The sequence below is a fragment of the Janthinobacterium amylolyticum genome, from assembly GCF_051380655.1.
Lineage (GTDB): Bacteria > Pseudomonadota > Gammaproteobacteria > Burkholderiales > Burkholderiaceae_D > Janthinobacterium.
Genome location: NZ_JBNYXL010000006.1, coordinates 225,089 through 250,961 on the forward strand (window position 1 = coordinate 225,089; position 25,873 = coordinate 250,961).

The following is a 25,873-nucleotide window of genomic DNA, read 5'->3' on the forward strand; positions in this document are numbered from 1 at the left end:
CCTGCTGCCGCCCTCCTGATGTCTTATTCCGCGTCAGGCTGCCGCGACGGATGCGCGGCGGCAAACGCCGGCAAGCTGGCGCAATGCGCGTGAATGCGCGCCACGCGCGGATAAGGCGCGAGATCGATGGCGAAGCGCTGCGCATTGAACACTTGCGGCACCAGGCAACAGTCGGCCAGCGTCGGGCCGTCGCCGTGGCAGAACAGCCGCGTGCCCTCCGGGTCGCCCTGCGCCAGCAGCGCCTCAAACGCCGCCAGCCCTTCGGCCATCCAGTGGCGGTACCACTCCTGCTTGGCCTCTTCCGACAGGCCCAGCGTGTTCTTCAGGTATTTCAGGACGCGCAGGTTCGTCAGCGGATGGGCGTCGCAGGCGATCGCCAGCGCCAGCGCGCGCACTCTTGCCCGCCCGAGCGCATCGGGCGGCAGCAGCGGCACGCCGGGGCGCGTCTCTTCCAGGTATTCCAGCATGGCCAGCGACTGCGTCAGGATGGCGCCCTCGTCGTCGAGCGCCGGCACCAGCGCCGACGGATTGACGGCGCGGTAGGCCGGCAGCAGCTGCTGGCCGCCGTCCTGCAGCAAATGCACGGGGATGCTGTCGTAGGCAATGCCTTTCAGGTTCAGGGCAATGCGCACGCGGTAGGCGGCCGAACTGCGAAAATAGGTGTACAGCTTCATGGGGCGCCCTCCCCTCAGGCGCGCGTGGCGCCAGCGTACGGGGCCACCGTCTGCTCGATGCTGCCGAAGATGCTGGCGCCGGCCGCGTCGCGCATCTCGATGCGCACCGTGTCGCCGAACTTCAGGTAGGCCGTCTTTGGCGCGCCGTGCTCGATGGTTTCGTACATGCGCACCTCGGCCAGGCAGCAGTAACCGACGCCGCCGTTCTCGATGCTCGATCCGAACAGATTGCCCTGCTTGTTCGACACGGTGCCGGAACCGACGATGCTGCCGGCGCCCAGTTCGCGCGTCTTCGCCGCGTGGGCAACCAGCTGGGCAAAATTGAATGTCATGTCTTCGCCCGCATTCGGCTTGCCGAAGGGTTTGTCGTTCAGGTCCACCAGCAATGGCAGGTGCAGCTTGCTGTCTGCCCAGTCGGCACCCAGTTCATCGGGCGTGACGGCGACGGGCGAAAACGCGCTGGCCGCCTTCGACTGGAAGAAACCAAAACCTTTCGCCAGTTCGCCCGGGATCAGGTTGCGCAAGGAGACGTCGTTGACCAGCATGACCAGGCGGATGGCGTTCGCCGCGTCGACCACGCTGGCACCCATGGCGACGTCGCCCGTGACGACGGCCACTTCCGCTTCCAGGTCGATGCCCCACTCTTCCGACAGGGCGAAGATCGGGTCGCGCGGGCCAATGAAGCTGTCCGAACCGCCCTGGTACATCAGCGGATCCGTGTAGAACGAGGCCGGCACTTCCGCGTTGCGCGCCTTGCGCACCAGTTCCACGTGGTTGATGTAGGCCGAACCGTCGGCCCACTGGTAGGCGCGCGGCAGCGGCGCGTGGCACAGGCTGGCGGCAAATGGCTGGGCGCCGGCCGCCGTGCCTGCGTTCAGGGCCGCGTAGGCGATTTCCAGCCTGGGCGCGATGCTGTCCCAGTCGTCGAGCGCCGCCTGCAGGGTGGGCGCGATCTCGGCGACGGCGAGGCACTGGCGCAGGTCGCGGCTGACGAGGATCAGGGCGCCGTCACGGCTGCCGTTTTTCAGGGTGGCGAGTTTCATGGTATTCCTTGTTCGATGGTTGTTTGAAGTGGCGTCAGCGTGGGGATGCGCGCTGCGGCTCAGGCCTCGGCCGGCGCATGCATCCAGGCGGCGTGCTTCGGCGCGCGGCGCGTCTGCGACCATTCTTCCAGCATTTCCCATTTGACGGCGTCCAGTTTGGCCATCATCTCGGGCGTGCCCACGTTGGCCGCCAGCTCCAGGCGGTGGCCGTTCGGGTCAAAGAAATAGATCGACTGGAAGATGGCGTGGTTCACGGGACCGAGCACCTCGATGCCGCCGGCGACCAGGCGCTCCTTGGCGGCCAGCAGTTCGTCCATGCTGGCCACTTCCAGCGCCAGGTGCTGCACCCAGGCCGGGGTATTGCGGTCGCGGTCCATCGGCGGCTGCGTCGGCAGCTCGAAGAAGGCCAGCACATTGCCCTGGCCCGCGTCGAGGAAGACATGCATGTACGGGTCCGGCGCCTTGGTCGATGGCACCAGGTCTTCGGCGATGGCGAGGACGAAATTCATGTTCAAATGCTTGACGTACCACTCGACGGTTTTCTTCGCGTCGATGCAGCGGTAGGCGACATGGTGGATTTGCTTGATTTTCATGATGTTTGTCTCCGATGGATGCGCCCGGGGCGCGATGGCTGGCGTATTTTTCAGCTTTTCACCATTAGAATCGAGTTACAGCTATCATACAAACAATTTTTATCCATCGATTTATCGGATAATCTTATGAGTCCCAGCTTGCGACAGATGCGCGCCTTCGTGGCGCTGGCCAAGACCGGCAGTTTTACCCTGGCCGCCGAATACCTGCACGTGACGCAGTCCGCCTTGAGCGGCTTGATCAAGGAACTGGAAAGCGTGCTGGGGGTGCGCGTGGTCGAGCGCAGCACGCGCAAGACGCAGCTGTCGGAAATCGGCCGCGAACTGTATCCGCTGTTTGAAAAGATGATAGAGGATCTCGATGGCGCCATGGCCGGCATCGCCCAGCGCAAGGCACTGAAAACGGGCATGGTGCGCATCGCCGCGCCGCAGATGATGGCCTGCACCCTGCTGCCGGAAGTGATCGCCGCCTATCGCCAGGCGCACCCGGAAGTGCAGCTGCGCCTGGTCGACTGTCCCGTGGAGAATGTCCCGGCGCGCGTCTTCAGCGGCGAAGTCGATTTCGGCATCGGCCCGGAGCGCGATCCGACGGCGGAAATCGCCGCGCAGGTGCTGTTCGAGATGCCCTTCGTGCTGGTCTTCCCCGAGCGGCACCCGCTGCAGCAGAAAGAACGCGTCACCTGGGCCGACGTGGCCGACTACCCGTTCATTTCCCTGCAGGGCCAGTTCACGGAACGCCTGCTGCGCGACATGCATGGCTCTTTCCGCGACCTGTCGCTCAATCCCTACAATGAAGTGACCTTCATGACGACGGCGCTGGCCATGGTCAGCGCCAACCTGGGCATCACGGCCTGCCTGCCGTATGCGGAACCGATGGTCAAGCTGTATAAACTGCAGATGCGCACCCTGCACGAGCCGGAACTGACGCGGCGCTTTTTCGTCTACACCAAGACGGGCCGCTCGCTGTCGCCGGCGGCCGAAAGCTTCATGGCCTTCCTGTTCCAGTTCGTCGAGACGCACGAGTGGAATGTGGGCGGCGCGCGCGACGCAGCGCCGGCGGGCAGCGCGGCGGGCAGCGCCTTATAATCCAGCATCGTCCCCTTACCGCTTACGCCATGACCCAGCCTGACCTGTCGTCCATCGACGCCGCCACCATCGCCATCAACCAGCGCATGAACAAATTCGACGGCCACGAACAGGTCTGGCTGTTCGGCTACGGTTCGCTGATCTACAAGGCGGACTTTCCCTACATCGAGCGCCGTCCCGCCAGCATCGAAGGCTGGACGCGGCGCTTCTGGCAAGGGTCACACGACCACCGCGGCACGCCGCTGGCGCCAGGCCGGGTCGTCACCCTCGTGCCGCAGGCGGGCGCCGTGTGCGACGGCATGGCCTACCTGATCACGCCGGAAGTCTTTGCCCACCTCGACCACCGCGAAAAGAACGGCTATCTGCGCCTGGCCACCGACATCACCTTCGACGACGGCAGCAAGGTCGAAGGCCTGGTGTACATCGCCAACGAGGAAAACGCGGCCTTTCTGGGCGCCGCGTCCGAATTCGATATCGCGCGCCAGATCGCCCGGTCAAGCGGCCCCAGTGGCCCGAACAGCGACTACCTGCTGCACCTGGCCAGCGCGCTACGCGAACTGGGCAAGACCGACCCGCACGTCTTCGCCATCGAACAGCATCTGGCGCAGCTCAGGGAAACGCCAGCCACGGACCCGACGCCCTGAGCCTTCCGCGCCAGCGCAGCTGACGACATAGCAGACAGCGCAGCGGACTGGATAGCAGACAGCGCAGCACGCAGCACAGCAGACGCGCGCCACCGGCACGTGCCCCCAGCCGCGCCCTCTTCACAGCGTTGCCCCTGCGCATGGCACGGCGGCACGCCTGGCTTCCGGCAACGGCAGCGCCGCACGTTCTAAAACAAGTCCAGCTGCCCGGCATTGCCCCCTTTCGCCTTGTTGCCCAGCGGCGGCACCACCAGCGGCCGGCGGAACTGGGTGCAATCGAGCTGCTTGAAGCGGCCGCCCTTGCCGTGCAGGCCCAGCCGATGCACGGCTTTTTCAAAGCGCTGACGGATGAGGTCAGCCCAGACGCCTTCGCCCTGCATGCGCGTGCCGAACGCGCTGTCGTAATCCTTGCCACCGCGCATTTCCCGCACCCGGTTCATCACGCGCTGGGCCCGCTCCGGGAAGTGCGCTTCCAGCCACTGCTGGAACAGCGGGCTCACTTCCCATGGCAGGCGCAGCACCACGTAATGGGCGTGGATGGCGCCCGCGTCGCGCACGGCTTCGAGCAGCTGTTCGATTTCCGGCTCGGTGACGAAGGGGATGATGGGCGCGATACTCACGCCCACGGGAATGCCCGCCTCCGTCAAGGTGCGGATGGTGCGCAAGCGCCGCGCCGGGGCGGCGGCGCGTGGCTCCAGGGTGCGCGCGATGGCGGGATCGAGCGTGGTGACGGTGACGGCCACGGCAGCCAGGCGCCTGGCCGCCATGGGCGCCAGCAAATCGATGTCGCGCTCGATCAGCGACGATTTCGTGATCAGCGCCACCGGATGGTCGCACTCGCTCAGCACTTCAAGCACGCGCCGCGTCAGTTGCCGTTCGCGCTCGCACGGCTGATACGCATCCGTATTGACGCCGAGCGCGATCGGTTCCGGCACATAGGATGGCTTGGCCAGCTCGCGCCGCAACAGTTCAGGCGCATTCACCTTGGCATAGATGCGGCTTTCAAAGTCGAGCCCGGGCGACAGGCCCAGATAGCTGTGCGTGGGACGCGCAAAGCAATAAATGCAGCCATGCTCGCAGCCCCGATACGGATTCAAGGATACGTTGAATGGCAAGTCGGGCGAGGCGTTGCGCGTGAGGATGGTGCGTGCCTGCTCATCGCTGACCTGCGTCTTCCAGGCTGGCGCGCCGCCTTCCCCCTCCGCCTCGTCGTTCCCCGCCACGCTCCAGCCGTCATCGAAGCCGGCACGCGCGTGCACCTCGTAGCGGCCTTGCAGGTTCGATACGGCGCCGCGTCCCTTGCCAGCTTTCAGCGATTGCGGCGGCAGCATCACTTGCCCGGCAAAGCTGTCATCGTGTTCCGGAATGATTGCTTTCATGAACGGCCCCATCAACTGTATATACGTACAGTATACTATGCCGCTGTTCGGCCAAGATCAAGGGCTGCCATGGTGCTATTTCAAGCTTTTTCACCGTGCGGCATGACATAACTCAACTGCTGCGCGACAAAACCGTCAAACGCCGCGATCAGCGGAACGAAACGCGGCACGTCCTGCTCCAACTGCATCAGGGCATAGCAAGTCGCTTCCAGGGTCGATAACTGGTCGGGCGCATGCGCCTTGCGGATCAGGTAATGGGAGGCGGGCGTGTCGCGCAATGGCAGGCGTGGCAATTGCTGCAACTGCGGGTTCAGGTACAGCATCTTGCGGCTCTTGCGCCAGGTGCCGTCCAGTACCACCAGGCGCAGCTGCGCAGGATCGAGCAGGATGGCCGGGTCGAGCGCGGGCGGCGGCGCGATGCCCAGCGAACGGTCGCCCGGCGTATCCGGGTACAGCAGCACATTGTGCTTGTCCGCCAGCAGTGCGGCAAGAATGGCCGGGGCGAACTGTTCGCCCGTCAGCATGCGGCTGTTGGGCAGGCTCAGGTGCAGCAAGCGTGCGCTGCCCTTGGCATTGTGGACTTCCAGCGGATGCTGCAGGATCAGCACCTCGACCGTGTGGGGGATGGCGGAAATCCAGCGGCAGATGCAGCTGGCTGTTGCGCGCAGGCAGACGGGGCAGCGCGTGCGCTTGACGGTTGCCGCTGGATGGGCGGCGCCGGTCTGGGAGGGATCAATGGTACTGCGGGTAGTCATGGCGGAGCGCGTTCGCGGTGTTCTTCAAGCCGCGATTGTAGCGCCCGCGCCATGCCTGCGGGTTGTCCGGCGTGGGGAAACGCCGAGCCGCGCGCTGCGCCGCGCTTAGAACTCTTCCCATTCATCGGCGCCCGAAGCGACCGGCGCGCGTGGGCTGGCGGGGCGCAAGGTGTCCGCTTTGACTGCCTTGGCAGCGCCACTGCCCGTGCGGGCGGCGGAAGTGGCGATGCCCGCAGTAGCGGTCACGGCACGCCGCGCGACGGGTTTGGCTGCTGCAGGCCTGGCTGCGGCCGGGCGGTTCGCCACGCCTGCCGACACATATTGCTGCGTGGCATCCAGCTTGAACAAGCCCACCACGTCGGCCAGCTTGGCCGCTTGCTCCTGCATCGATTCCGCCGCGGCGGCGGCCTCTTCCACCAAGGCCGCGTTTTGCTGCGTCACCTGGTCCATCTGGCCGATGGCCTGGTTGACTTGTTCGATGCCCGTGCGCTGCTCGTCGCTGGCGTCCGTGATCTGATTCATGATCTGCGTCACGTGGCTGATGCTTTGCACGATTTCATCCATGGTGCGGCCCGCCTTGTCCACCAGTTGCGAACCGGCCTCGACCTTTTGCACGGAATCGTCGATCAAGCCCTTGATTTCCTTGGCCGCCTGGCTGGACCGCTGCGCCAGGTTGCGCACCTCGGATGCCACCACGGCAAAGCCCCTGCCCTGCTCGCCAGCACGGGCCGCTTCGACGGCCGCGTTCAAGGCCAGGATATTCGTCTGGAAGGCGATGGCGTCGATGACGCTGATGATGTCGACGATCTTGCGCGAGGAATCGTTGATCGAGCCCATGGTGCTGACCACTTCGGACACCACGGCGCCGCCCTTGCTGGCGATTTGCGAAGCGTCGATGGCCAGCTGGTTGGCGCTGCGCGCATTGTCGGCATTGAGTTTGACGGTGGAGGTCAGTTCTTCCATGGAAGAAGCGGTCTCTTCCAGAGAGCTGGCCTGCTGTTCCGTGCGCGACGACAAGTCCAGGTTGCCGGCGGCGATTTCACTTGACGCCGTGCTGATGGAATCGGTACCGGCGCGCACCTGGCCGACGATACTCACCAGCTTGTCGTTCATGTTTTTCAGCGCATGCATCAATTGCCCCGTTTCATCGCGGCTTTCGACGACGATATGGCTGGTCAGGTCGCCTGCGGAAACGGCTTCAGCCACCTCGACGGCGCGCGTGATGGGCCGCGTGATCGAACGGGTGATCCAGTAGGCGCAGGCAATGCCCAGCAGGATGGCGGCCACGCCCAGCGAGATCAGCAGCAAGCGGCCATTTTCGTAGCGCGAACGGATTTGCGCGGCGGTATCGTTGAGCAATTTGGCTTCCAGCACTTCCAGCTTTTTCAGCGACGCCAGGTAGATGTCGCGCTTGACGGCCATGTCGCCTTCATACAGGCGCGTGCCCAGTTCCAGGTCGCCCGCGTTCTTGGCCTTGAAGACATTCTTGCGCACCTCGGTATAGGCTTTGCGCGTGCTCAGCACTTCCTGGTACAGGGCCTGCTCTTCCGCATTCAGCTGACTCTTGCCGATATCGTTCTGGATTTCCGTGGCGCGTGCGGACGAGGCCGCCATTTCCGTCTCGAATTGTTTTTGATGCGCGGGATCGCTGACCTTCCAGGCGGCCGCCGTGCGCGCCGCGTTCACCTCGATGACCTTGGTCCACTCGCCGATCAGGCGCTCGTTGCGCACCTTGACGTTGACGAGGGCATCGGTTTCCTTGCTGGCACTTTGCATCTGCACGATGCCCACCACGGTCAAGGACGTCAGCAGCAGCAATACGGCGGCAAAACCGCCACCGAGACGCACGCCAATCTTGAGGTTTTTCATTGCGAGTTTCCTATCTAAAAGAACACTGCACGGTTGCCGCTGGGCTGGCGTTGCTACCATTCACTATAGCAAGCATTTACCGACTGGCAATCGTGAAAGTGGGGCCGCAGGGTGCAGGCATACCCGGCGTCCACGGCGCCGCATATGCACTACCTTGGTGCTGATTGTGAGTGAATCAGGAGGGCATTGCAAGAAATAACATGCAGAAAAGCAACAAGCAGAAGGCAAGGTGCCGCCACGAGCGGGCGGCACGGGGAAAAACTCAGTTTTGTTTCACATAGATCAATTTTGACGTATCAAAACCCAGGCCCTGGGCCTTGTCGATCAGGCGCTGCTGCACGGCGGGATCCATCGTCGGCGTGCGCGACAGCAACCACAAGTAGGATTTGTCGGGCCCGCTGATCAGCGAGTAACTGTAGTCCTGCTGATCCAGGTCGAAGATGATGTAGGAACCATAGAAGGGGCCGAAAAACGACACTTTCAGATAGCCCACATCTTTCTTGTCGACGAAATACGCCTTGCCCTCGGCATCCTTCCATGCCGCGTCCGCATCCTTGTAGCCGCGGTTGAGCACTTTCAGACCGCCATCCTGGCGCAGGCTGTAGTCGGCCGTCACATGGCTCAGTCCCCGTTCGAAGGAATGGTCGAGGCGTGCGATCTCATACCATTTGCCCAGATATCGGGTGGTATCGAAATTCGTCACGGGCACGATATTGTCGGGCCGGCCCACGCAGCCGGCCAGCAGCACCATGCACAGCAATAGCAGTTTCTTCATCGTTCTCTCCAAAAGTCATAGTTCAGGGTGGCAGCGCCCGCTCGACGATTCGCCGGATCGCGCCATTGTGCTGCATGCGCGCGATGGCTGCATTGAACTGCGCGATGAAATCATCACGGTACGGATACTGTGCCGGCTGGCGCACGGTAAAACCCACGTGCCCCTGCTGGCTGGCCAGCTGCGCCGTCTCGTGGATCGCTTGGCGCGGCGTGCCGGCGCGGCTGTCGCCGGCGATACGCTGCAGTTCCCACTGGGCCGACAGGCGGTCGCTGACATAGCAATCGATACGCCCGCGCATCAGCTTGAGCAAATTCGTGCGCGTGCCCTTGGCAGGATCGAGCACGATTTTGCGCGTTTGCAGGTCTTGCATCAGGCCCGCATCACCCAGCAGAAAACCGGCGTTCACGCCGATGTGCAAGCCGCCATAATCGGCGGGCCAGTGCTGCAGGCTGCGTCTGGCCAGCACGTCCTGATTGCAGAACACCACCAGCTGCTCCATCAGCAGCGGCACGGAATAGCGCACGTACGGCCGCTCGCTGCGCCAGGAATACGGCGGATACAGGGCGAACGCTTCACCCGTCTGCAGCATCACCACGCCGCGCTTCCAGGGCACGGGGCGCAGCTGCACCTGGTACTGCGGCATGGCCAGCGCCGCTGCGCGCACGATTTCCGTATAGATGCCTTTCAGCTGGCCGTTCTCGACATACGAGTACGGCGGATAGTCGTCGTCGCCATACAGTACGACCGGCTGCGCCGCCTGCGCCAGGCCACTGACGGCGAGGGACAGGCATAGCGCGGCAGGGACAAGGAGCGTTCTGAACATGCTGGCAGGGTAGCATGGAAGGCGCCCATCGCGTCAGCCGTTCGTGCTGCCCGTGCCCAGCATTTCGTCGAGCTGCGCCAGGGTGCCCTGGTCCTTGACGACGGCGCGCAGCCACAGGTGCAAGGGCAGTTCGCCCCAGCTGGCAGCCCTGTCAGCAAGGTAGGCTACAGGGCTGTGCGGCTCCGTGCGGCGAAAGAAATCGGCCACCTGGCGCAGCTGGGCCAGTGCCTGCTGGCGCTGCACGATGGCGCCGCCGCTGCCGGCGCCTGGCGACGCGCCGGGCAACGCGGTCGCAAAATCGGCGCCGGGCGCCAGCGGGGCGATGAAGTGGATGGCGCTTTCCAGCGCTTCGCGGGCGGCGCGAAAGCTGGGGCCGTCGGCGCCGAAGCGCGCGTCGACGCTGCGTTCGAACGCCAGCAGCGACTGCATGCAATACTGCGCATCGGCCAGCAGGGCATCGGAAAAGGCGCGCGGAGTCTTCTGCCGCGCCGTCTCCATCTGTGCCAGGCTGGCGCCCTCCTCGCCATGCGCATCGCCCCAGCCCTGCTCGGGCGCCACGGCATTCGCCGCGCGCTGGCGCGCCGCATCGAAATCCTGCAGCGCGAACTGGCCATCGGCGCCATCGGTCAGCGGGATCTCGCGCAGCAGCTGCGGTGTGCGCGACAGCAGCCAGAACAGGTTGCCGATGCGCTGTTCATGGTCGCCCTCGTCGGCCGCCGGATACAAGCCTTCCCAATAGCGCTCGCACAGGCCGGCCAGCAGCGCATAGCCATCGCCCAGGCCACGGAAGTGCCGCGTCTTGGCATGCGCCTCGGCCAGCCATACGGCCACGCGCAAGTCCTTGCTGTGCGAGGCGATCAGCTGTTCGCAGCGCGTTGCCACGAACGGCCAGTCCGCCTCCTTGAGCACAGTCACCCACTCGCCCTGGTCCAGGCTCGGGTCGTCGTGCAGGCGCGCCCGCGCGATGGCGTCGAGCTCCTGGCTGAAGGTGATGTCATCGCCGCACGGGCTGACGGCGCTGACGGGGTGCAGCAACTGCTCCAGATTGAACATGGCGCTCTCCGGCGGATGGGTTTATTTAATGGTGTATTTGAACTGCCCCTGCTTGCTGGCGCCGACACGGATGGACGCCACCGGCTCGCCATCGGCCATGCGCGCCAGCACCGCTTCTGCAATCGCCGGCAGCACGCTGCCATTGAGGATCTGATCGACATTGCGCGCGCCCGAATCGACCTCGGTGCAGCGCGCCAGCACCGCCTCGACCAGCGCCGCGTCGTGGCTGAACTGCGCCTGGTGGTTGCGCGCGATGCGCGCGCCGATGCGCGCCAGCCTCAACTGGATGATCTCGGCCAGCACCGTATCGGTCAAAGGATAGAACGGCAGCACCTGCAGGCGCCCCAGCAGGGCCGGCTTGAAATGTGCCACCAGTTGCGGGCGCACCAGTGCTTCCAGCGCGGCCGGCGTGGGCAGTTCTTCCGCTGTGCGGTTCAGGCAGGCGGCCATCATGGCGGCCGACCCCAGATTCGAGGTGGCGATGATGATGGTGTTGCGGAAATCGACTTCGCGCCCTTCCGCATCATCGAGCACGCCCTTGTCGAACACCTGGAAGAACAGTTCCAGCACATCGGGATGGGCTTTTTCCGCTTCGTCGAGCAGCACCACGCTGTAGGGCTGGCGCCGCACGGCCTCCGTCAGCACGCCGCCCTCGCCATAGCCAACATAGCCGGGCGGCGAACCTTTCAGGCCGGCCACGCTGTGCGCCTCCTGGTACTCGCTCATGTTCAGGGTGATGAGCTTGCGCTCGCCGCCGTACAGCAGTTCGGCCAGCGCCAGCGCCGTTTCCGTCTTGCCGGTGCCCGATGGCCCCGTGAACAGGAACACGGCCTGCGGCTTGTTGGGGTCATCCAGGCTGGCGCGCGCCGTGCGCACGCGCTGCGCCACCGCATCGATGACGTGATCCTGCCCCAGCACCCGTTCGCGCAGCGCCGAATCCAGCGCCAGCACGCTGCGGATGTCGTCCTTGACCATTTTCCCCAGCGGGATGCCGGTCCAGCCGGCGACGATGCCCGCCACCACCTGCGCATCGACTTCCAGCGGCGCCAGTGGCGCTTCGCCCTGCAGCGCCGCCAGTTCTTCCTTCAGCGCCAGCAGGCGCGCCGCGCCGCCTTCGCCCGGCCGCTCGTCGCGCAGCTGCGCACGCAAGGCGCCGATCTGCGCCACCAGCGCCTTTTCGCGTTCCCAGCGCTGCGCCAGCGAGGCGATCGCCGCCTGGCCGCTGTCATGTTCGCGACGCAGCTGCGCCAGCCGCGCCACACCCGCCTTGCCGGCCACTTCGCCATCGGCCGCCTCGCGCTCCAGGGCGGCAATTTCCGCGCCCCTGCGCTCGTGCTGGCGATGCGCGTTTTCCAGCTGCGCCGGCGTGGCGCTCTGCCCCAGCGCCACCTTGGCGCACGCCGTATCGAGCACGCTGATGGCCTTGTCGGGCAGCTGGCGCCCGCTGATATAGCGGTGCGACAGGCGCACGGCATCGACGATGGCAGCGTCGCGCACGCGGATGCCGAAATGCCGCTCCATCAATGGCGCCATGGCGCGCAGCATGGCGCAGGCGATCTCCTCGCTCGGTTCTTCCACCTTCACGACCTGGAAGCGCCGCGCCAGCGCCGCATCCTTCTCGAAGTATTTCTTGTATTCGCTCCAGGTGGTGGCGGCGATGGTGCGCAGGGCGCCGCGCGCCAGCGCCGGCTTGAGCAGGTTGGCCGCATCGTTCTGCCCCGCCTGGCCGCCGGCGCCGATCATGGTGTGCGCCTCGTCGATGAAGAGGATGATCGGGTGCGGGCTTTTCGCCACCTCGTCGATGACGTTTTTCAGACGGCTTTCAAACTCGCCCTTCACGCTGGCGCCGGCCTGCAGCAAGCCCATGTCGAGCGTGTGGATGTGCGCGCCCTGCAGCACCTCGGGCACGTCACCGGCGGCGATGCGCAAGGCCAGTCCCTCCACCACGGCCGTCTTGCCCACGCCCGCCTCGCCCGTCAGGATCGGATTGTTCTGGCGCCGGCGCAGCAGGATGTCGACGGCCTGGCGAATCTCCGCCTCGCGGCCGATCACGGGATCGAGCTTGCCGTCGCGCGCCAGCTGCGTCAGGTCGGTGGTGAACTGGTCGAGCGCCGGGGTTTTCGTCGCCAGGGCCGTCACCGGGTCGGCGGCTGTTTCGGCGAGCGGCGGCGCCGCCGCGCTGTCCTCTTCCAGGGAACCGGCCGTCAATTTGTCGGGATGGTGTTTCAATTGCTCCACGCTGAAGCGCGCGAACAGTTTCGAGCCGCGATACGCGAGCTGCGCCAGTTCCGGCTCCGTCAGCAGCGCCAGCAGCAAGTGCCGGCTGCGAATGCTGGCCGGGCGGGCCGCACCGGCCGGCCCGGCAGCCAGCGAGGCGATCAGCCAGGCGTGCTCGAACAGCAGCGGCAAGTGGGGAGAAAACACGGGCGTACGCGCGCTGCCCGTCTTGAAGCCGCCAATCTCGCGGCGCAAGTCCGCTTCCAGCGCCGTCAGGCTGATTTCGCTACGCCGCGCGATGGTGACGAAATCGCTGCGCTCCTGCTCCAGCAGGGCCAAAAACAGGTGTTCGATATCGACTTCATACTGGCCCAGGCCCACGCAGATGCCGGCGGCGCGCGTGGCGGCCGTGCGCGCCGTGTCATTCAGTTTGCCAATCAAGGTTTTCAGGTTATTGCTCATGCGGCGGCTCCCTTGCGGTTGATCGAATAGCGCAGCGACGACGGCTGCAGCACGGCGTCAAAGTTGACCGCCTCGCCGCCGCACCGCACCACCAGGGTGCCGCTGATGACGAAGCCGACCCGGTTGATGCCGCCCGCCTCGCGTTCCAGGCGCGCGCGCACATGGCGCAGGCGCGGCTCGTGGCGTTCGATGGCCGCTTTCAGCGCGGCGCAGATGCGCGCACGGTCATCGCTGCTCGACAGGCACATGCCGGCAAAGTCGATCAGGCCATAATTGACGATCGAGGCCGCGCATTCCGGGTAGGCGTCCAGCGCGCCCGCAGGCAGGGCCATGCGCGTATTCAGCAATTCCTCGAGGTCGCGCGCCACCGCGTCCTTCAGCTGTTCCAGCGACAGGTGCGCCACCACACCGCCGGCGCCGCCCGCGCCATGTGCGCCGCCGGCATCGCCCATCAGGCGATCGAACAGGCCCGGTACATAGGTATCCATGCAGGCTCCCGACAAGTCGGCGCGGCGCGCGCCGGAGACTGTCCGCCGCGCGCCGCGCAAGGGTGGATCAGGCCACGCGGTTGGCCGCCAGGTCCCAGCCGCCCGAGGTATTGCCGCCGGCGCCGCCCGTCACTTTTTGCTGCGTGTACTTCCATTTGACTTTCGAGAACTTGAAGCCGACATGCTCGCCGAGGATGTCGCCCTCCTCCACGTTGGGCGTGACCGCGCCGATCAGCACATTCTCGATCTCGATCTCGAAATACTTGACGCGCTCGCCCTGGCCGTCGGCGCGCATGAACTCGAAGCGCGCCTTGGGGATGGTCTTGCCGGCCGAGCAGGTCTGCAGCAGCACCGGCGAGGACAGGTCGGCCAGTTTCGAGATGACGATGTCCTTGTGTTCGCAGCGTTCGGCCGTGTGGCCGCCGCCCGTGGAGGCGGTGGCGGACTTCGGCTGCTCCACACTCCAGCTGACCGATTTGCACTCGATCCATTCCTTGTGCTTGTCGTCGGTGGACTCGCCCTTGATGCCGTCTATGTGCAGATATACATCGATTGCCATGGTGTGCTCCTGTGGTTGAGGGATGATCCGGGGGATCAGGAATTGGTCGACTTCGGCAACTCCGCGACCAGTCGGAGCGAAACGGATAATTCATCGAGCTGGAAATGCGGCCGCAGGAATGACACGGCGCGGTACACGCCCGGCCGGCCCGGCACTTCATGCACCTTCACCGATGCTTCGCGCAGCGGGAACTGGGCCTTCTGTTCCTGGCTGGCGTTATCGTCGAGCAGCACGTAGGTCATCAGCCAGCGGTTGAGGAAATCCTCGACGTCGGCGGCGGCCGTGAAGCTGCCGATCTTGTCGCGCATCATGGCCTTCATGTAGTGGGCGATGCGCGAGACGGCGAAGATGTACTGCAGCTGCGACGACAGCACGGCGTTGGCATTGGCCGCGTCGCTGCTGTACTTGCGGCTTTTCTGCGCCGACTGCGCGCCGAAGAAGGCGGCGTAGGCCGTGTTCTTGCAGTGCACCAGCGAGATGAAACCCAGATCGCTCAACTCCTTCTCGCGGCGGTCGGTGATCGCCACTTCGGCCGGGCATTTCAGGGCCACGTCGCCCTCGTCCGTCTTGAAGGTGTGCGTCGGCAGGTCGTCCACCAGGCCGCCGCCCTCCACGCCGCGAATGGCGGCGCACCAGCCGAAATCGGCGAAGGCGCGCGTCAGCTTGGAACCGAAGGCATACGCCGCGTTACACCACAGGTATTTCTGGTGGTCGCTGCCATCGACTTCCTCGACAAAGTTAAAACCTTCGACGGTGGTGCCGTCGACGGGATTGAACGGCAGGCGCCCGAGAAAACGCGGCAAGGTCAGGCCCACGTAGCGCGCATCCTCGGACTCGCGGAAGGCTTTCCATTTCGCGTATTCGATGGTGTCGAACACCTTCGCCAGGTCGCGCGGCTTGCCCAGGTCGCCGTAGGTTTCCAGGCCAAACAGTTCCGGTGCCGCCGAGGAGATGAACGGCGCGTGGGCAGCGGCGGCGATGTGCGACATCTGCTCGATGAAATACATGTCTTCCGGCTGGCGCGAAATGGCGTAGTCGCCCAGCAGCGCGGCAAACGGCGCGCCGCCGAAGGTGCCGAATTCTTCTTCGTAGATCTTCTTGAACATGCTGCTCTGGTCAAATTCCAGCGCCGACTGGAAGTCCTTCACCAGTTCGCGCTTGGTGGCGTTGAACATGCGGATCTGCAGGCGCGTGCCCGTGTCGGAATTGCCGACCAGGTAATGCAGGCCGCTCCAGCTTTGTTCCAGCTGCTGGAACGGCGCCGTGTGCATCACTTCACTGAGCTGGGCGGAAATTAGGCTGTCGATTTCCGCCACGCGCGCATCGAGCGTGGCAGACAGGCTGTGCGACACCAGCACCGTGCCATCGAGCACCTGCGTCACCAGTTCCGAGATCAGGTCGCGCGCGCGCGCATGCTCGGCGCCGGACTTGGCGACCCGGCTCTGCTCGACGATCTGGTCCAGCAAGTCCGTCTGGGCGCCTGCCACCGGCGCGCCTGGATTGAGTTGTGCCTGTGCGCTCATCTCAATCCTCCTGGCCGGGGTGCATGGGCGACAGCGCGGCGAGGCTGTCGGTATTATTGAGCACCTCCGTCAGCAGGTCTTCCAGCTTGTCGTTGCCGGCCAGTTTGTTGCGCAAATCGGCCAGCTTGGTGCGCGCTTCGAGCAGCTTGCGCAGCGGTTCGACCTGGCGCACCACCGATTCCGGGCGGAAGTCGGCCATCGAGCGGAAATGCAATTCGACGGGAAAGGTGCCGCCTTCGGCGCTGAGGCGGTTGGCCACGTCGAAGCGCGCCGCCGGCGCCACGCTGCCCAGCACTTCATCGAAATTGTCCATGTCGATGGAGACGAACTTGCGGTCCTTCAGACGCTTCTTTTCCTGCTCGGCGTTACCGCCAAAATCACCGAGCACGCCCATCACGAAGGGCAGTTCCTTGTTCTCGATCGCGTCGCCGATCTCGACGTCGTAGGTCATCTGCACGCGCGGCGCGCGTACCTTTTGCAGGCGTTTCTGGATACTGTCGGACTTGGCCATGTTGCTTCCTTTGCGAAGTGGGAGGGGAGGCGCCGGCTTACTTCAAGCCGCTGAAAGGATCGGCCGTGCTGCCCTGTGACGGCGTGCCTTTGGCAGCCGCGCCAGGCGCGCCGGCCGCGCTGCCGGCCGCGCGTTTTGCCGCCGCCGGCGGCCGTTTGGCCGGCGGCACCAGCACTTCCTCGCCGATGCTCGCGCGCAGCAGCCGGGCCAGGTCCTGCGCTTCCGAACGCAGCGAGCCATTCAGGTTGTTTTGCCGCGACAGGTCGGCCAGCGCCTTGCCCGACAGGCGCAAGCCGCTGACGGCGACGATGCTGTTGGCGACCTTGTCGTCGGGATCGCGCTCGAGCGCTTCGAGCGCATGGCCGATGGCGTCGCCATACTGGCCGCGGTCAAACTTCATCTGCGCCATCTGCAGCCATGGCGCCTTGTCGGCCGGATAGCTGCTGCCGCCAGCCTTGAGCAAGGCCAGGGCCCGCTCGTGCTGGCCGGCCCGCGCGGCCGCGTCGGCGTCGCTCATCACCTGCGCCAGGGTGGGCGCGGCGGACTTCCTGGGCGCCGCCTGCTCCGTGGTGGCGCAGGCAGTCAGCAGCAAGGCGCTGGCAAGGCAGGCAATTCGGGACAGTGTGGTGGCTGGCATCATCGGGCACTCCTTTGCGTGGAGGACGCTACCGCTGGGAAAGATGGGCGGCGCCTTGGTGGAGGCCATTATTGATCGCCAATTTTTTTGCCAGATTGAGATTAATCAGCAAAGAAGAAGTTCCACTCAGCAGCGAAATTCATGCACCATTTTCCTGATCTGGCACAGGCTTCAAGCCGATCGCCGACGGATTTTGCGCCTGCGCAAGTAGCGCCATGGCATATGCGATTAAATGACTGTAGCAATTACTTTCCACGCGTCATTTTTGCGAAGGCAGGCCATGCGCTCCCCCCTTCAGTTCCGCCTGCCGCTACTCCTCGTCGCCTTGCTGCCGCTGGCTGGCTGCGCGGGCGGCGCCATCGGTTCGCTGGCCAACGCGGCGCTGCAGATGGCCGGCGTGGCCAGGCCGGCGCCCGAGCTGCCCGACGCGCAAAAACCGCCGCGCACGGTGAGCATCCGCCTGCACGCGGCGCAGCGCCTGAATACCGACGCGGATGGCCGCCCGCTGGCGCTGGTGGCGCGCATCTACAAATTGCGCCAGAGCGCCGCCTTCGAGCAGGCGCCCTACGACAGCTTCCTCGATGCGCGCCGGGAGCAGGCCGCGCTGGGCGCCGACCTGATGGAAGTGCGCGAAGTGCTGCTGGTGCCCGGGCAGCGCTACGAGGTGCAGGAAAAAGTCAGCAAGGAAGCGTATTTCATCGGCGTGGTGGCCCTGTTCCGCGCGCCCGCGCCGCAGCGCTGGCGCGCCACGTTTGCCGCCGCCGATGCGGAGCGCGGCGGCATCACCATCGGCCTGCACGCCTGCGCCCTGAGCATGGGCGGCGCGCAGGGCGCCATGACGACACTGGCCGCGCTGCGCTGCCAGTAGACGGTGGCGGAAAGCGGCAAGCGGCAAGCGGCAAGCACGAATATCCAACAGCGACACTCAAGGAGAACAGCATGGGCATGGCAGCGAAAGTCTTGTGGGGAGAGGGCCTGTTCCTGCGGCCGCAGCATTTCCAGCGCCAGGATCAATATCATGAAGCGCGCCTGCACCACACGGCCAGCGCGCTGCATCCGTATCTGTGGGGCGTGGCGCACATGGCGTGGGATCTGGCATCGCTGAAAACCGGAACGTTGCGCCTGCAGGCGCTGTCGGCGATCTTCCTCGACGGCGAAGTGTTCGACGCGCCCGGCGACGGCACGCCCGGCAGCGACGCCCTGCCGCCGCCCGTCGACCTGGCGGCGCTTCCGCCCTCGCTGCAGGAAGTGACCTATTACGCCGCCCTGCCCGTGCTGAACCGCGAAGGCATGAACTACACGCCGCTGGCCGCGCCGGCCGGGGCGGCCGCCGGCACGCCGCCGTCCTCCCGCTACGCGCACGCCATGCGCGCCACGCCCGACCTGTTTACGGAATCGGCCGTGGCCGACGTGGCCTACCTGAAAAAAACCGTGCGCCTGATACCCGACAGCGAAGCGCGCGGCTCTTACGAATGCCTGCCGCTGATCACCCTGCGGCGCACCGTGTCGGGCGGCTTCGAGCCGCTGCCATCGTTCATGGCGCCCAGCCTGGCCATCGCCGGCGCGCCGCGTTTGCAGTCCCTGCTGGAACAGCTGCTCGATGCGCTGCAAGCGAAGGTGGGCGCGCTGCACGGCCACCACCGTGAACCTAGCCGCAACGTGATCGAGTTCCGCTCGGGCGACGTCTCCTCGTTCTGGCTGCTGCACACGGTCAGCACGGCCGCCGCCGCCCTGATGCACTATGTGCGCCACCCCGGCCTGCACCCGGAACGCCTGTACGAGGCGCTGCTGGGCCTGGCGGGCGGCCTGCTCAGCTACTCGCGCCACTACACGCTGGCCAGCCTGCCCGCCTACGACCACGCGCAGCCGGGCGCCTGCTTCGACGCCATCGACGGCATCATCCGCGAGCTGCTCGACACGGTGATCTCGTCGAAATATTTTTCCATCGCCCTGCTCGAAGACAAGCCGTCCTACCACCTGGGCAAGCTCGATTCGGGCAAGATCGACCAGCACACCACCCTGTACCTGGCCATCCGCGCCGCCATGCCCGCCATCGAACTGGTGGAAGTGGTGCCGCTGCGCGTCAAGGTGGGCGCGCCCGACGACGTGGAAAAATGCGTGCTCTCGGCCATGCCCGGCGTGAAACTGTCGCACGCGCCGCAGGTGCCCGCCGCCATCCCCGTGCGCCCCGACACCTATTATTTTGCGCTCGACAACCGCGGCGCGCTGTACCAGCAGATGCTCAAGGCGCAGTCGATCGCCGTGTACGTGCCGACCGGCATACGCGAGCTGCAGCTGGAACTGATCGCGGTGACGGCATGAGCCAGCTCATCGAACGGCGCGCCGCGCCCTCCCTGCTCGGGCCACGCGGCCCCGCTCCCGCCGGCACGGCCAGCCGGCATGCGGGCAGCGCCCTGCTCGACCTGATGCACGAAGGCTTCTACATGCTGTTCATGCTGAAGAACGGCTCGGCGCCTGGCGACGAGCAAAGCTTCATGGACCGCATCACGGCCTTTCTCGACGACTTCGAGCGCGAGGCGAAAAAGATCCGCGCCGACGGCGACGATATCGAGGCGGCCAAGTATGCGTTCTGCGCGGCCGTCGATGAAATCATCCTGGCCTCGCCCTTCGCCCTGCGCAAGCAGTGGGAACGGCGTCCGCTGCAATTGCTGATCTTTGGCGACCAGCTGGCGGGCGAGCATTTCTTCGACCGCCTCGACGCCCTGCGCGGCAAGGGCGCCATGCGCGTGCAGGCGCTGCAGGTCTTCCACATGTGCCTCTTATTGGGCTTCCAGGGAAAATATGCGCTCGATGGCGGCGAAAAACTCAGCTACCTGACGGGCCGCCTGGGCGACGAGATCGCCCATATCAAGGGCAAGAGCCGTGGCTTCGCGCCGCGCGCCGAACGCCCCGACCAGGTGGTCAACAAGCGCCGCAGCGACGTGCCGCTGTGGGCCCTGTCGAGCTTTTTCGCCCTGCTGGCCATCTGCGCCTACCTGGGCCTGAAAACGCACCTGACGCGCGGCACGCAAGCGACGCTGGCCGCGTATGCGGACCTGGTGAAGCTGGCACCGCGGCCGGCGCACCTGACCATCACGCTACCGTGATCATTGAGGAAGCGCGGCTGGCTACTGCGCGATCCTGAACTCGATGCGCCGGTTGCGCGCGCGGCCGTCGGCCGTGGCGTTGCTGGCCACGGGACGGTCCGGGCCCTGGCCCGAAGTCAGCACCGCTTCCGGCTTGATGCCCCGCGTGGCCAGGTAGGCGCGCACGGCTTCGGCGCGCGCCTGGCTCAGGGCCACGTTGCTGGCGCGCAGGCCCGTGTTGTCCGTGTGGCCGATCACTTCCACCTTGCGCTCCTTGAGCTTTTGCATGACGGCCGCCATTTCGTCGAGGATGGCCAGGCCGGCCGGCGTGATGCTGGCCTGGCCGCTGTCAAATTCGATGATGCGTTTATCCAGCGCCGCATCGAGCAAGCCCTGTTCGGCCTCGGCCGCCTTGACGCGCAAGCCGTTGTTGACGATGTAGGTGGGATTGAGGCTGGTGGCGATGTCGCTGGCGATCTGCTGGCGCTGCGCCTCGTTCGCCACTTCGCCGCGTACGCTGACATTATTGCCGTCGATGCTGATCTGGCCGCGTGAAATGAGCTTCAGGTTCGGCGCGATCAGCTTGTGCACATAGGCGTGCCAGTTGGCCGGCACGGCCACGTTGCCGATGGCGATCTGGTCGACCACGCGCTCGGCGCCATACAGTTCGCGCAGGCGTGCCAGCACGGCCGCCTTGGCCGCTTCATCGGCCAGGGTGCCCGTCACCAGGATCTGTCCCGGCAGGGGCGTGGCGGGCGCCTGCGCCTGCACCTGGGCGTGGCCAGGGGCGGCGGCGAGCAGCAGCAGCAAAAACGCTATCGGATATTTCATGGCAATCCTTCAGGCAAAGGTATCGGCAAACATGGCGCAGGCCGAGCGCAGCGACAGCTGCCCTTGCTGCAGGCAGGCGGACAGCTGGCGCAGTGCCGCGTCCTGTCCCAGCTGGCCCTCGACCCAGTCCAGCTGGTCGAAGACGATCAGGCGATCGCTGGCCGCCTGCGGGTCGATCAGCGCGTGCAGGCCGTGCGGGTCGGCGCCGCAAAAGCCGATCACCAGCACGGGTGCCTCGTCGACATGCGCAAAGAACAGGGCCAGCTCGAAGTCGGCCTGGCGCAAAAAGGGCAGCAGCAGGTGCAGCCAGAAGCTGGCCACCAGCGCGCGCTGCGCCGCGTCCTGCGGCAGCGGCAGCACCAGGCTTTTCTCCAGGCGCGGCTGGCCGCTCTGGCGCACCGGGCGCAGCAGCAGGCCAAGACCCAGCAGCAGTTCGCGCACCGTCACGGGGAAGGCCGGCGTGGCCAGCATCGCCTGCAGGCTGTGCACCGTCTGCGCCTGCAAAAAAACGGCCAGCTGCGCCGCGTGGCCGGCGCCGTCCGCATCGATTTCCACCACGTTGCCGGCCAGCGCCAGCAGCGCCGGTCCCGGCTCGGCGCTGGCGACGATGCCCTGCGACAGCTGCTCCACCCGCTGCCACAGCGGTGCCAGCACCAGCGGGCAGCAGGCGACAAAGGCGCCGGCATCGTCGATATCCAGCACGCCCATGGCCATGAAGGGAAAGCGCCGCTGCGACTGGTCGCTGCTCGCTTCCAGGCGCCCGGCGATGGCGCGCCGGCTGCGCGTGCCGACAAAGGCAAAGCGCAGCGGCGCCAGGGCGTCGTAATTGAGCTTCCAGCGCGGCTCACGCGTGAGCGCCGCCATGACATGCGCCAGCCACTCGTCGAGCAGCTGCACCAGCACGTGGTTGTCGCAAGCCTTGATGAAATCGCCGCGCGCAGGGATTTTGCCGAAGTAGCCCAGGCGCACCTGCTGCGGCGCGCGCATCATGGCGCCACCCCGGATGCGGCGGCGACGGCCGGCGCCGCTGCGATGGCGGGTGCGGTGGCAGGTGCGGGTACGGATGTGGGCGCGGCAGGTGCGGCAGGTGCGCCTGCCGCGCCAACGATGGTCTCGGGCAGCTGCATGCCGCGAAAGCCCTGCTCCTGCGGCGCGGCGTTCGTGCCCGTGCCCGTCATCTCGGCGCTGCTGGTGATTTTCAGGTCCAGCGCCACGCTGACATCGCCGCGCGTCCAGCGCAGCTCGAACACGCCGCCGTCCTTGCGCTTCTTGCTCGCCGCATCGATCATGCGCTTCAGGCCAAACTGGCCCGGTTCGTTGAACAGTTCCACCGTGCGCCCGTCGAAGGTGACGGCGCTGATGCGCGCACCGGGCGCGCCCTGCGGACTCGGATGCACCATGTTGGTCCACTGCGCCGGCGTATTGCGGTAGCGCAGCTGCTGGCCGTCGATGTCCACCGTGTATTCGAGGGTGCCGGGCGCCGGCGAAGGCTGGATCTGGAAAACGGTCTGCGCGGCGGCCGAGGTGGCCGCCACGCCGCCGGCCCCCAGCGGCGCGATCCAGCCGGGGAAGCGCGTCACCACCTGCGGCGACAGGCTGATGCCCATGTCGGCCCAGGTGCGCGGCGCCAGCACGTCGCCGCGCCGCACCACCAGGGGACCCATGGCGGTGGTGACGAATTTTGCCACCAGCCCGTCGGGGCCGAAGAACTGGCCAATCTCCAGGTTGCTCGCCTCGATGCGCGCCTCCGGAGAAAACGGATATTTCTGCGCCAGCGATTTCTGGAACGGTTCATACACTTGCGCCGACCAGGTCTTGTTTACTTCCAGTTCAGCCGGCGCGACGATGACGGCAAAGGTCTGCATCAGCGGGCGCACGAGGATCGGGCGGATGGCCTGCTTTTGCGCATCGCTCATCCCCGTGAGCATCTGCTCGTCGACCAGTTTCAGGGCGTCGGCCAGCTCGGAGCCGCTGCCCTCCAGGGTCTGCTGCATGAACTGGCGCGCGCCTGGCCCGGGGTCGCCCTGGTTCTTCAGCTGGTTCAAACGGCTGCGCAGCTTCGACAGCGCTTCCAGGTAGGCGCGCATCAGCGATGCGTCCTTGTCCTTGGCCGCAACCAGCTTGGCCACGCCGGCAAATTCGCGGCCCACGGGCCCCATCGGCTTGTCCAGGCGGGCCGGGTCGATCTGCGCGTTCAGGCCAGGATTGGATGTCAGCTGCGACGGCGCGCGGCGCAGCACCGTCTCCTTGAACCAGGCGATGATGCCCCGCTCGGCCTGGCGCAATTGCGCGTTCTGCAGGGCCGGATTGTCCCACGACGTCTCTTCGTAGATGGTGGTCAGCAGCCTGGCGATCGGCGACGCTTGCGGGTCGCCCAGGCGGTTCATGGCCTGCACGGCGCCTTCGAAGCCTTTCAGGTCGGCCACGGCCACGCCCTGCACGAACTTTTGCCACTCGCGCGCATAGTCGGCCTTGTACATGGCCAGCAGGTTTTTCTCGATCTGCTCCGGACTGCCTTCCAGGGTCAGGTCGTCGGTGGACGCGCTTTTCAGCACCCAGTCCGCGCTTTGCAGTTCGCGGTTGGCGGCGTCGCGAAACGCGCCTTCGACGAATTTCTCCCAGGCCTGGCGCGTGTAGGCGCCGGAAATGGCGTAGCTGCCCGCCAGCAGGGCCTGATCCTGTTCGCCGACGATGCGCGCCACCGTCATGCCGGGAAAGCGCGTCGAGGCGCGCGCCTTGATGTCGGCGTACACGCGCTCGCGGGCCGGCATGCCGCGCACCACGCGGCGCAGGTTTTCGCGCGCCTGGTCGACCAGCGCCAGCTTCTGTTCGATGCGCGGCCAGGACGGGTCGCCGACCTGCGACAGGTAAAACGTCAGCAGCCGCTCGGCGCTGCGTATCATCTGCTCGCGCGGCATGGCGCCCCGGTTGGTCTCCAGCCAGCCGCGCCAGAAGCGCGTCATCTGGTCGTTCAGGTGGCTGCTTTCCGCATGCGTTTTATCGGCCAGCATCAGATACGTTTTCAGCGCGTTGTAGGCGTCTTCCACGTTTGTCGGCGAGGCTGCCTGGTACTGGAAGGCGCGCGGTGCAGACGCCGCGGCCGGTGGCGTGGCCGGTGTCTGCGGCGTGCGCGCCGTCGGCTGCAGCTGCTCGGCGCTGGCGTTCATTTCCGTCAGCAAGGCTTCCAGCGCCCCAGTCACGGGGGCCAGCATGACGTGGCGCGCGCCGGCGAAGTATTCCTCGCGCAGCTTGCGTTCCAGCAGTTCGCCCTGGTACAGGCCCATGCGCAAGGACCAGGGCCGCTGTTCGCGGTAGGCCTCCAGCTGCTCGATGCGGTCCTGCAGGATGTCGAGCGCTTCCAGGCGCGACTGCAGGTCCAGGCGCTGCTCCTGCAGCCGCAGCACCTTGTGCATGTCCGCCTCGACATTGGCCACCAGTTGCCGGTTGCCCAGGTAGGACCAGCTCCAGCCGCCCAGGCAGGCGCCCAGGGTCACCGTGGCGGCGAAGAACAGCGCGTACTTGAAGCGCACCTTGGCGCGGCTCGCGTAGTTGGCCACCAGGTGCTTGTCGGCGAAGATCACCTTGCGGAACAGGTCGAGCAAAAAATAGCCATGCTGGCGCGCGCGGCCGGGCAGCGCGGCCGGCGCGGGCGCGAAGGCCAGGTCGAAGCGGCGCGCCACCTGCTGCGAGGACGCGCTGACGGGTTCACCCTCCTGCAGGGCGCTGGTAAAATAAAAGCCGCGGAACACGGGCTGGAACTGGAACGGGTTTTCCTCGAACAGGGTGGCAATAAAGGCGCGCAGTGCCGGCTTGATGGCGGCAAATTCCAGCGGAAAAGTGAATACGCCGGGCGCCATCGTCTTGCGCTGGCGGTGCGCCATGTTGGCCAGGCTCAGTTCCGTCAGGCCATCGTGCAGCTCGTCGAAGCACTGGTCGAAAAAACTCAGCAGGTCGGCCGTCGGCAGCTTGCGCTGGTAGGGCATGGTGGCGCCCCAGACACGCTCGCGCTCGCTGCGTTCCGCTTCCGCGAAAAACTCCGTGAAGCCGGCGATCAGGTCCGCCTTGGTGAACACGATGTACAGGGGTGCGAACACTTCCAGGCGCTCGATGACGTCCTGCACGCGCTTGCGCAGGCTGCGCGCCAGCTGCATGCCGACATCCGGATCGCCGCCCAGCTCGGCGATGCTGACGGCGATGAGGATGCCGTTGATGGGCGCCTTGCGCCGGTATTTTTTCAGCAGGTCGAGAAAGCCGAACCATTCGCCGCGGTGCTCGTCGACGACGGAGTAGCGGCCCGCCGTGTCGAGCACGATGCCGTCGGTGGTAAAGAACCAGTCGCAGTTGCGGGTGCCGCCCACGCCTTGCACGATCTTGCCGTCGGCGAAAGGAAATTGCAGGCCGGAATGCAGGATGGCGCTGCTCTTGCCGGCCGCCGGGTTGCCGATGATCATGTACCACGGCAATTCATACAGGGCGGCGGCGCCCGATTTGAGGCCCAGCTTGGACGTCTTGATGGTGTCGATGGCGTCCAGCATGCCCGTGCGCACGGCGTCGAGTTCGCCGTGCTGGGGCTGGGCGGCCGAGGCGGCTTCGGAAGCGGCGATCTCGGCCTGGTTGAGGATGGCCTGGCCCAGCGCCTGCGCATCGCGGCGCGCGCGGCGCCGGCGCCACAGCCATATGCCCAGCCAGGTCAGCAGGGCCAGCAGCAGCAAGCCCAGGGCCCACACCAGCGCCACTTCCAGCACCTCGGCACCCAGGTACAGGAAGACGGCCAGCGCGACGAAGCCGAGGATGGTCAGATGGCGGCTGTCGGTAATGAAATGCCAGATTCGTCGCAGCATGATGAGCCCAGGGTGAGGTCGGCAAAG

General features: G+C 66.0%; 23 protein-coding genes. 5 read left to right on the top strand and 18 right to left on the bottom strand.

What is annotated here, in order from left to right; genetic code table 11:
• Positions 1-23 precede the first annotated feature (23 nt).
• The 3 genes from maiA to ACQ4WR_RS14690 are packed head-to-tail and all read right to left on the bottom strand — an operon-like array spanning position 24 to position 2,310.
• Entirely contained in the window at positions 24-674 is a 651-nt protein-coding gene (gene maiA, locus ACQ4WR_RS14680; protein WP_436488087.1) for a maleylacetoacetate isomerase, read from the bottom strand.
• A gap of 14 nt (positions 675-688) precedes the next feature.
• Positions 689-1,717, bottom strand: coding sequence for a fumarylacetoacetate hydrolase family protein (locus ACQ4WR_RS14685; protein ID WP_436488088.1), 1,029 nt, complete (start codon positions 1,715-1,717; stop codon positions 689-691).
• A 59-nt stretch (positions 1,718-1,776) separates the two neighbouring features.
• Positions 1,777-2,310 (bottom strand): VOC family protein, encoded by a 534-nt coding sequence (locus ACQ4WR_RS14690; RefSeq protein WP_102292498.1) that lies wholly within the window; start codon positions 2,308-2,310, stop codon positions 1,777-1,779.
• 126 nt (positions 2,311-2,436) lie between these two features.
• Between ACQ4WR_RS14690 and ACQ4WR_RS14695 the strand changes: the two genes are divergently transcribed.
• Positions 2,437-3,393: a LysR family transcriptional regulator gene (locus ACQ4WR_RS14695; RefSeq protein WP_436488090.1), complete on the top strand. Its 957-nt coding sequence runs from the start codon at positions 2,437-2,439 to the stop codon at positions 3,391-3,393.
• Positions 3,394-3,422: 29 nt separating this feature from the next.
• The gene (locus ACQ4WR_RS14700) at positions 3,423-4,037 is read left to right on the top strand and encodes a gamma-glutamylcyclotransferase (protein ID WP_436488092.1); all 615 of its coding nucleotides are present in this window, start codon (positions 3,423-3,425) and stop codon (positions 4,035-4,037) included.
• Between the two features lie 188 nt (positions 4,038-4,225).
• Here the strand turns inward: ACQ4WR_RS14700 and ACQ4WR_RS14705 are convergent, their stop codons facing one another.
• The 12 genes from ACQ4WR_RS14705 to ACQ4WR_RS14760 all read right to left on the bottom strand — a co-directional run bounded on the left by ACQ4WR_RS14705 (position 4,226) and on the right by ACQ4WR_RS14760 (position 17,091).
• Positions 4,226-5,368 (bottom strand): PA0069 family radical SAM protein, encoded by a 1,143-nt coding sequence (locus tag ACQ4WR_RS14705; protein WP_436488330.1) that lies wholly within the window; start codon positions 5,366-5,368, stop codon positions 4,226-4,228.
• 128 nt (positions 5,369-5,496) lie between these two features.
• Entirely contained in the window at positions 5,497-6,171 is a 675-nt protein-coding gene (locus ACQ4WR_RS14710) for a tRNA-uridine aminocarboxypropyltransferase (RefSeq protein WP_436488094.1), read from the bottom strand.
• A gap of 105 nt (positions 6,172-6,276) precedes the next feature.
• Positions 6,277-8,040 (bottom strand): methyl-accepting chemotaxis protein, encoded by a 1,764-nt coding sequence (locus ACQ4WR_RS14715; protein WP_436488096.1) that lies wholly within the window; start codon positions 8,038-8,040, stop codon positions 6,277-6,279.
• A 262-nt stretch (positions 8,041-8,302) separates the two neighbouring features.
• On the bottom strand, positions 8,303-8,815 hold the full coding sequence (locus tag ACQ4WR_RS14720; protein WP_102292494.1) for a lipocalin family protein: 513 nt from the start codon (positions 8,813-8,815) through the stop codon (positions 8,303-8,305).
• Positions 8,816-8,837: 22 nt separating this feature from the next.
• Positions 8,838-9,638 carry a substrate-binding periplasmic protein gene (locus ACQ4WR_RS14725; protein WP_436488098.1) on the bottom strand — a complete coding sequence of 267 codons (801 nt, stop codon included), beginning with the start codon at positions 9,636-9,638 and terminating at the stop codon, positions 8,838-8,840.
• Positions 9,639-9,671: 33 nt separating this feature from the next.
• On the bottom strand, positions 9,672-10,691 hold the full coding sequence (gene tssA / locus ACQ4WR_RS14730; protein WP_436488100.1) for a type VI secretion system protein TssA: 1,020 nt from the start codon (positions 10,689-10,691) through the stop codon (positions 9,672-9,674).
• 21 nt (positions 10,692-10,712) lie between these two features.
• Positions 10,713-13,370, bottom strand: a complete 2,658-nt coding sequence (gene tssH / locus ACQ4WR_RS14735; protein ID WP_436488102.1) for a type VI secretion system ATPase TssH — start codon at positions 13,368-13,370, stop codon at positions 10,713-10,715.
• Positions 13,367-13,858, bottom strand: coding sequence for a type VI secretion system baseplate subunit TssE (gene tssE, locus ACQ4WR_RS14740; protein WP_102292511.1), 492 nt, complete (start codon positions 13,856-13,858; stop codon positions 13,367-13,369). Before tssE ends, tssH begins: the two co-directional genes overlap by 4 nt.
• A gap of 67 nt (positions 13,859-13,925) precedes the next feature.
• Entirely contained in the window at positions 13,926-14,417 is a 492-nt protein-coding gene (locus tag ACQ4WR_RS14745; RefSeq protein ID WP_102292490.1) for an Hcp family type VI secretion system effector, read from the bottom strand.
• Positions 14,418-14,452: 35 nt separating this feature from the next.
• Positions 14,453-15,940 carry a type VI secretion system contractile sheath large subunit gene (gene tssC, locus ACQ4WR_RS14750; RefSeq protein ID WP_436488104.1) on the bottom strand — a complete coding sequence of 496 codons (1,488 nt, stop codon included), beginning with the start codon at positions 15,938-15,940 and terminating at the stop codon, positions 14,453-14,455.
• A gap of 1 nt (position 15,941) precedes the next feature.
• The gene (gene tssB, locus ACQ4WR_RS14755) at positions 15,942-16,451 is read right to left on the bottom strand and encodes a type VI secretion system contractile sheath small subunit (RefSeq protein WP_102292488.1); all 510 of its coding nucleotides are present in this window, start codon (positions 16,449-16,451) and stop codon (positions 15,942-15,944) included.
• 37 nt (positions 16,452-16,488) lie between these two features.
• Positions 16,489-17,091, bottom strand: coding sequence for a hypothetical protein (locus ACQ4WR_RS14760; RefSeq protein ID WP_436488106.1), 603 nt, complete (start codon positions 17,089-17,091; stop codon positions 16,489-16,491).
• A 277-nt stretch (positions 17,092-17,368) separates the two neighbouring features.
• On the opposite strand from ACQ4WR_RS14760, the gene tssJ reads away from it, so the two are divergent.
• The 3 genes from tssJ (at position 17,369) to icmH (ending at position 20,195) form a co-directional block, all read left to right on the top strand.
• Positions 17,369-17,956 carry a type VI secretion system lipoprotein TssJ gene (gene tssJ / locus ACQ4WR_RS14765; RefSeq protein ID WP_436488107.1) on the top strand — a complete coding sequence of 196 codons (588 nt, stop codon included), beginning with the start codon at positions 17,369-17,371 and terminating at the stop codon, positions 17,954-17,956.
• 71 nt (positions 17,957-18,027) lie between these two features.
• Positions 18,028-19,410: a type VI secretion system baseplate subunit TssK gene (tssK, locus tag ACQ4WR_RS14770; protein ID WP_436488109.1), complete on the top strand. Its 1,383-nt coding sequence runs from the start codon at positions 18,028-18,030 to the stop codon at positions 19,408-19,410.
• A complete protein-coding gene (gene icmH / locus ACQ4WR_RS14775; protein ID WP_102299321.1) occupies positions 19,407-20,195 on the top strand; it encodes a type IVB secretion system protein IcmH/DotU in 789 nt (262 codons plus the stop codon). Before tssK ends, icmH begins: the two co-directional genes overlap by 4 nt.
• 21 nt (positions 20,196-20,216) lie before the next feature.
• Here icmH and ACQ4WR_RS14780 read toward each other — a convergent pair whose 3' ends face one another.
• From ACQ4WR_RS14780 to tssM, 3 genes are read right to left on the bottom strand one after another with little or no spacing between them, the layout of a single operon-like run.
• Positions 20,217-21,005 carry an OmpA family protein gene (locus ACQ4WR_RS14780; protein ID WP_436488111.1) on the bottom strand — a complete coding sequence of 263 codons (789 nt, stop codon included), beginning with the start codon at positions 21,003-21,005 and terminating at the stop codon, positions 20,217-20,219.
• Positions 21,006-21,014: 9 nt separating this feature from the next.
• Positions 21,015-21,995, bottom strand: a complete 981-nt coding sequence (gene tagF, locus ACQ4WR_RS14785) for a type VI secretion system-associated protein TagF (protein WP_436488113.1) — start codon at positions 21,993-21,995, stop codon at positions 21,015-21,017.
• Positions 21,992-25,846, bottom strand: coding sequence for a type VI secretion system membrane subunit TssM (gene tssM, locus ACQ4WR_RS14790; protein WP_436488115.1), 3,855 nt, complete (start codon positions 25,844-25,846; stop codon positions 21,992-21,994). The genes tagF and tssM overlap by 4 nt, the downstream gene beginning before the upstream one ends.
• Positions 25,847-25,873: the final 27 nt, after the last annotated feature.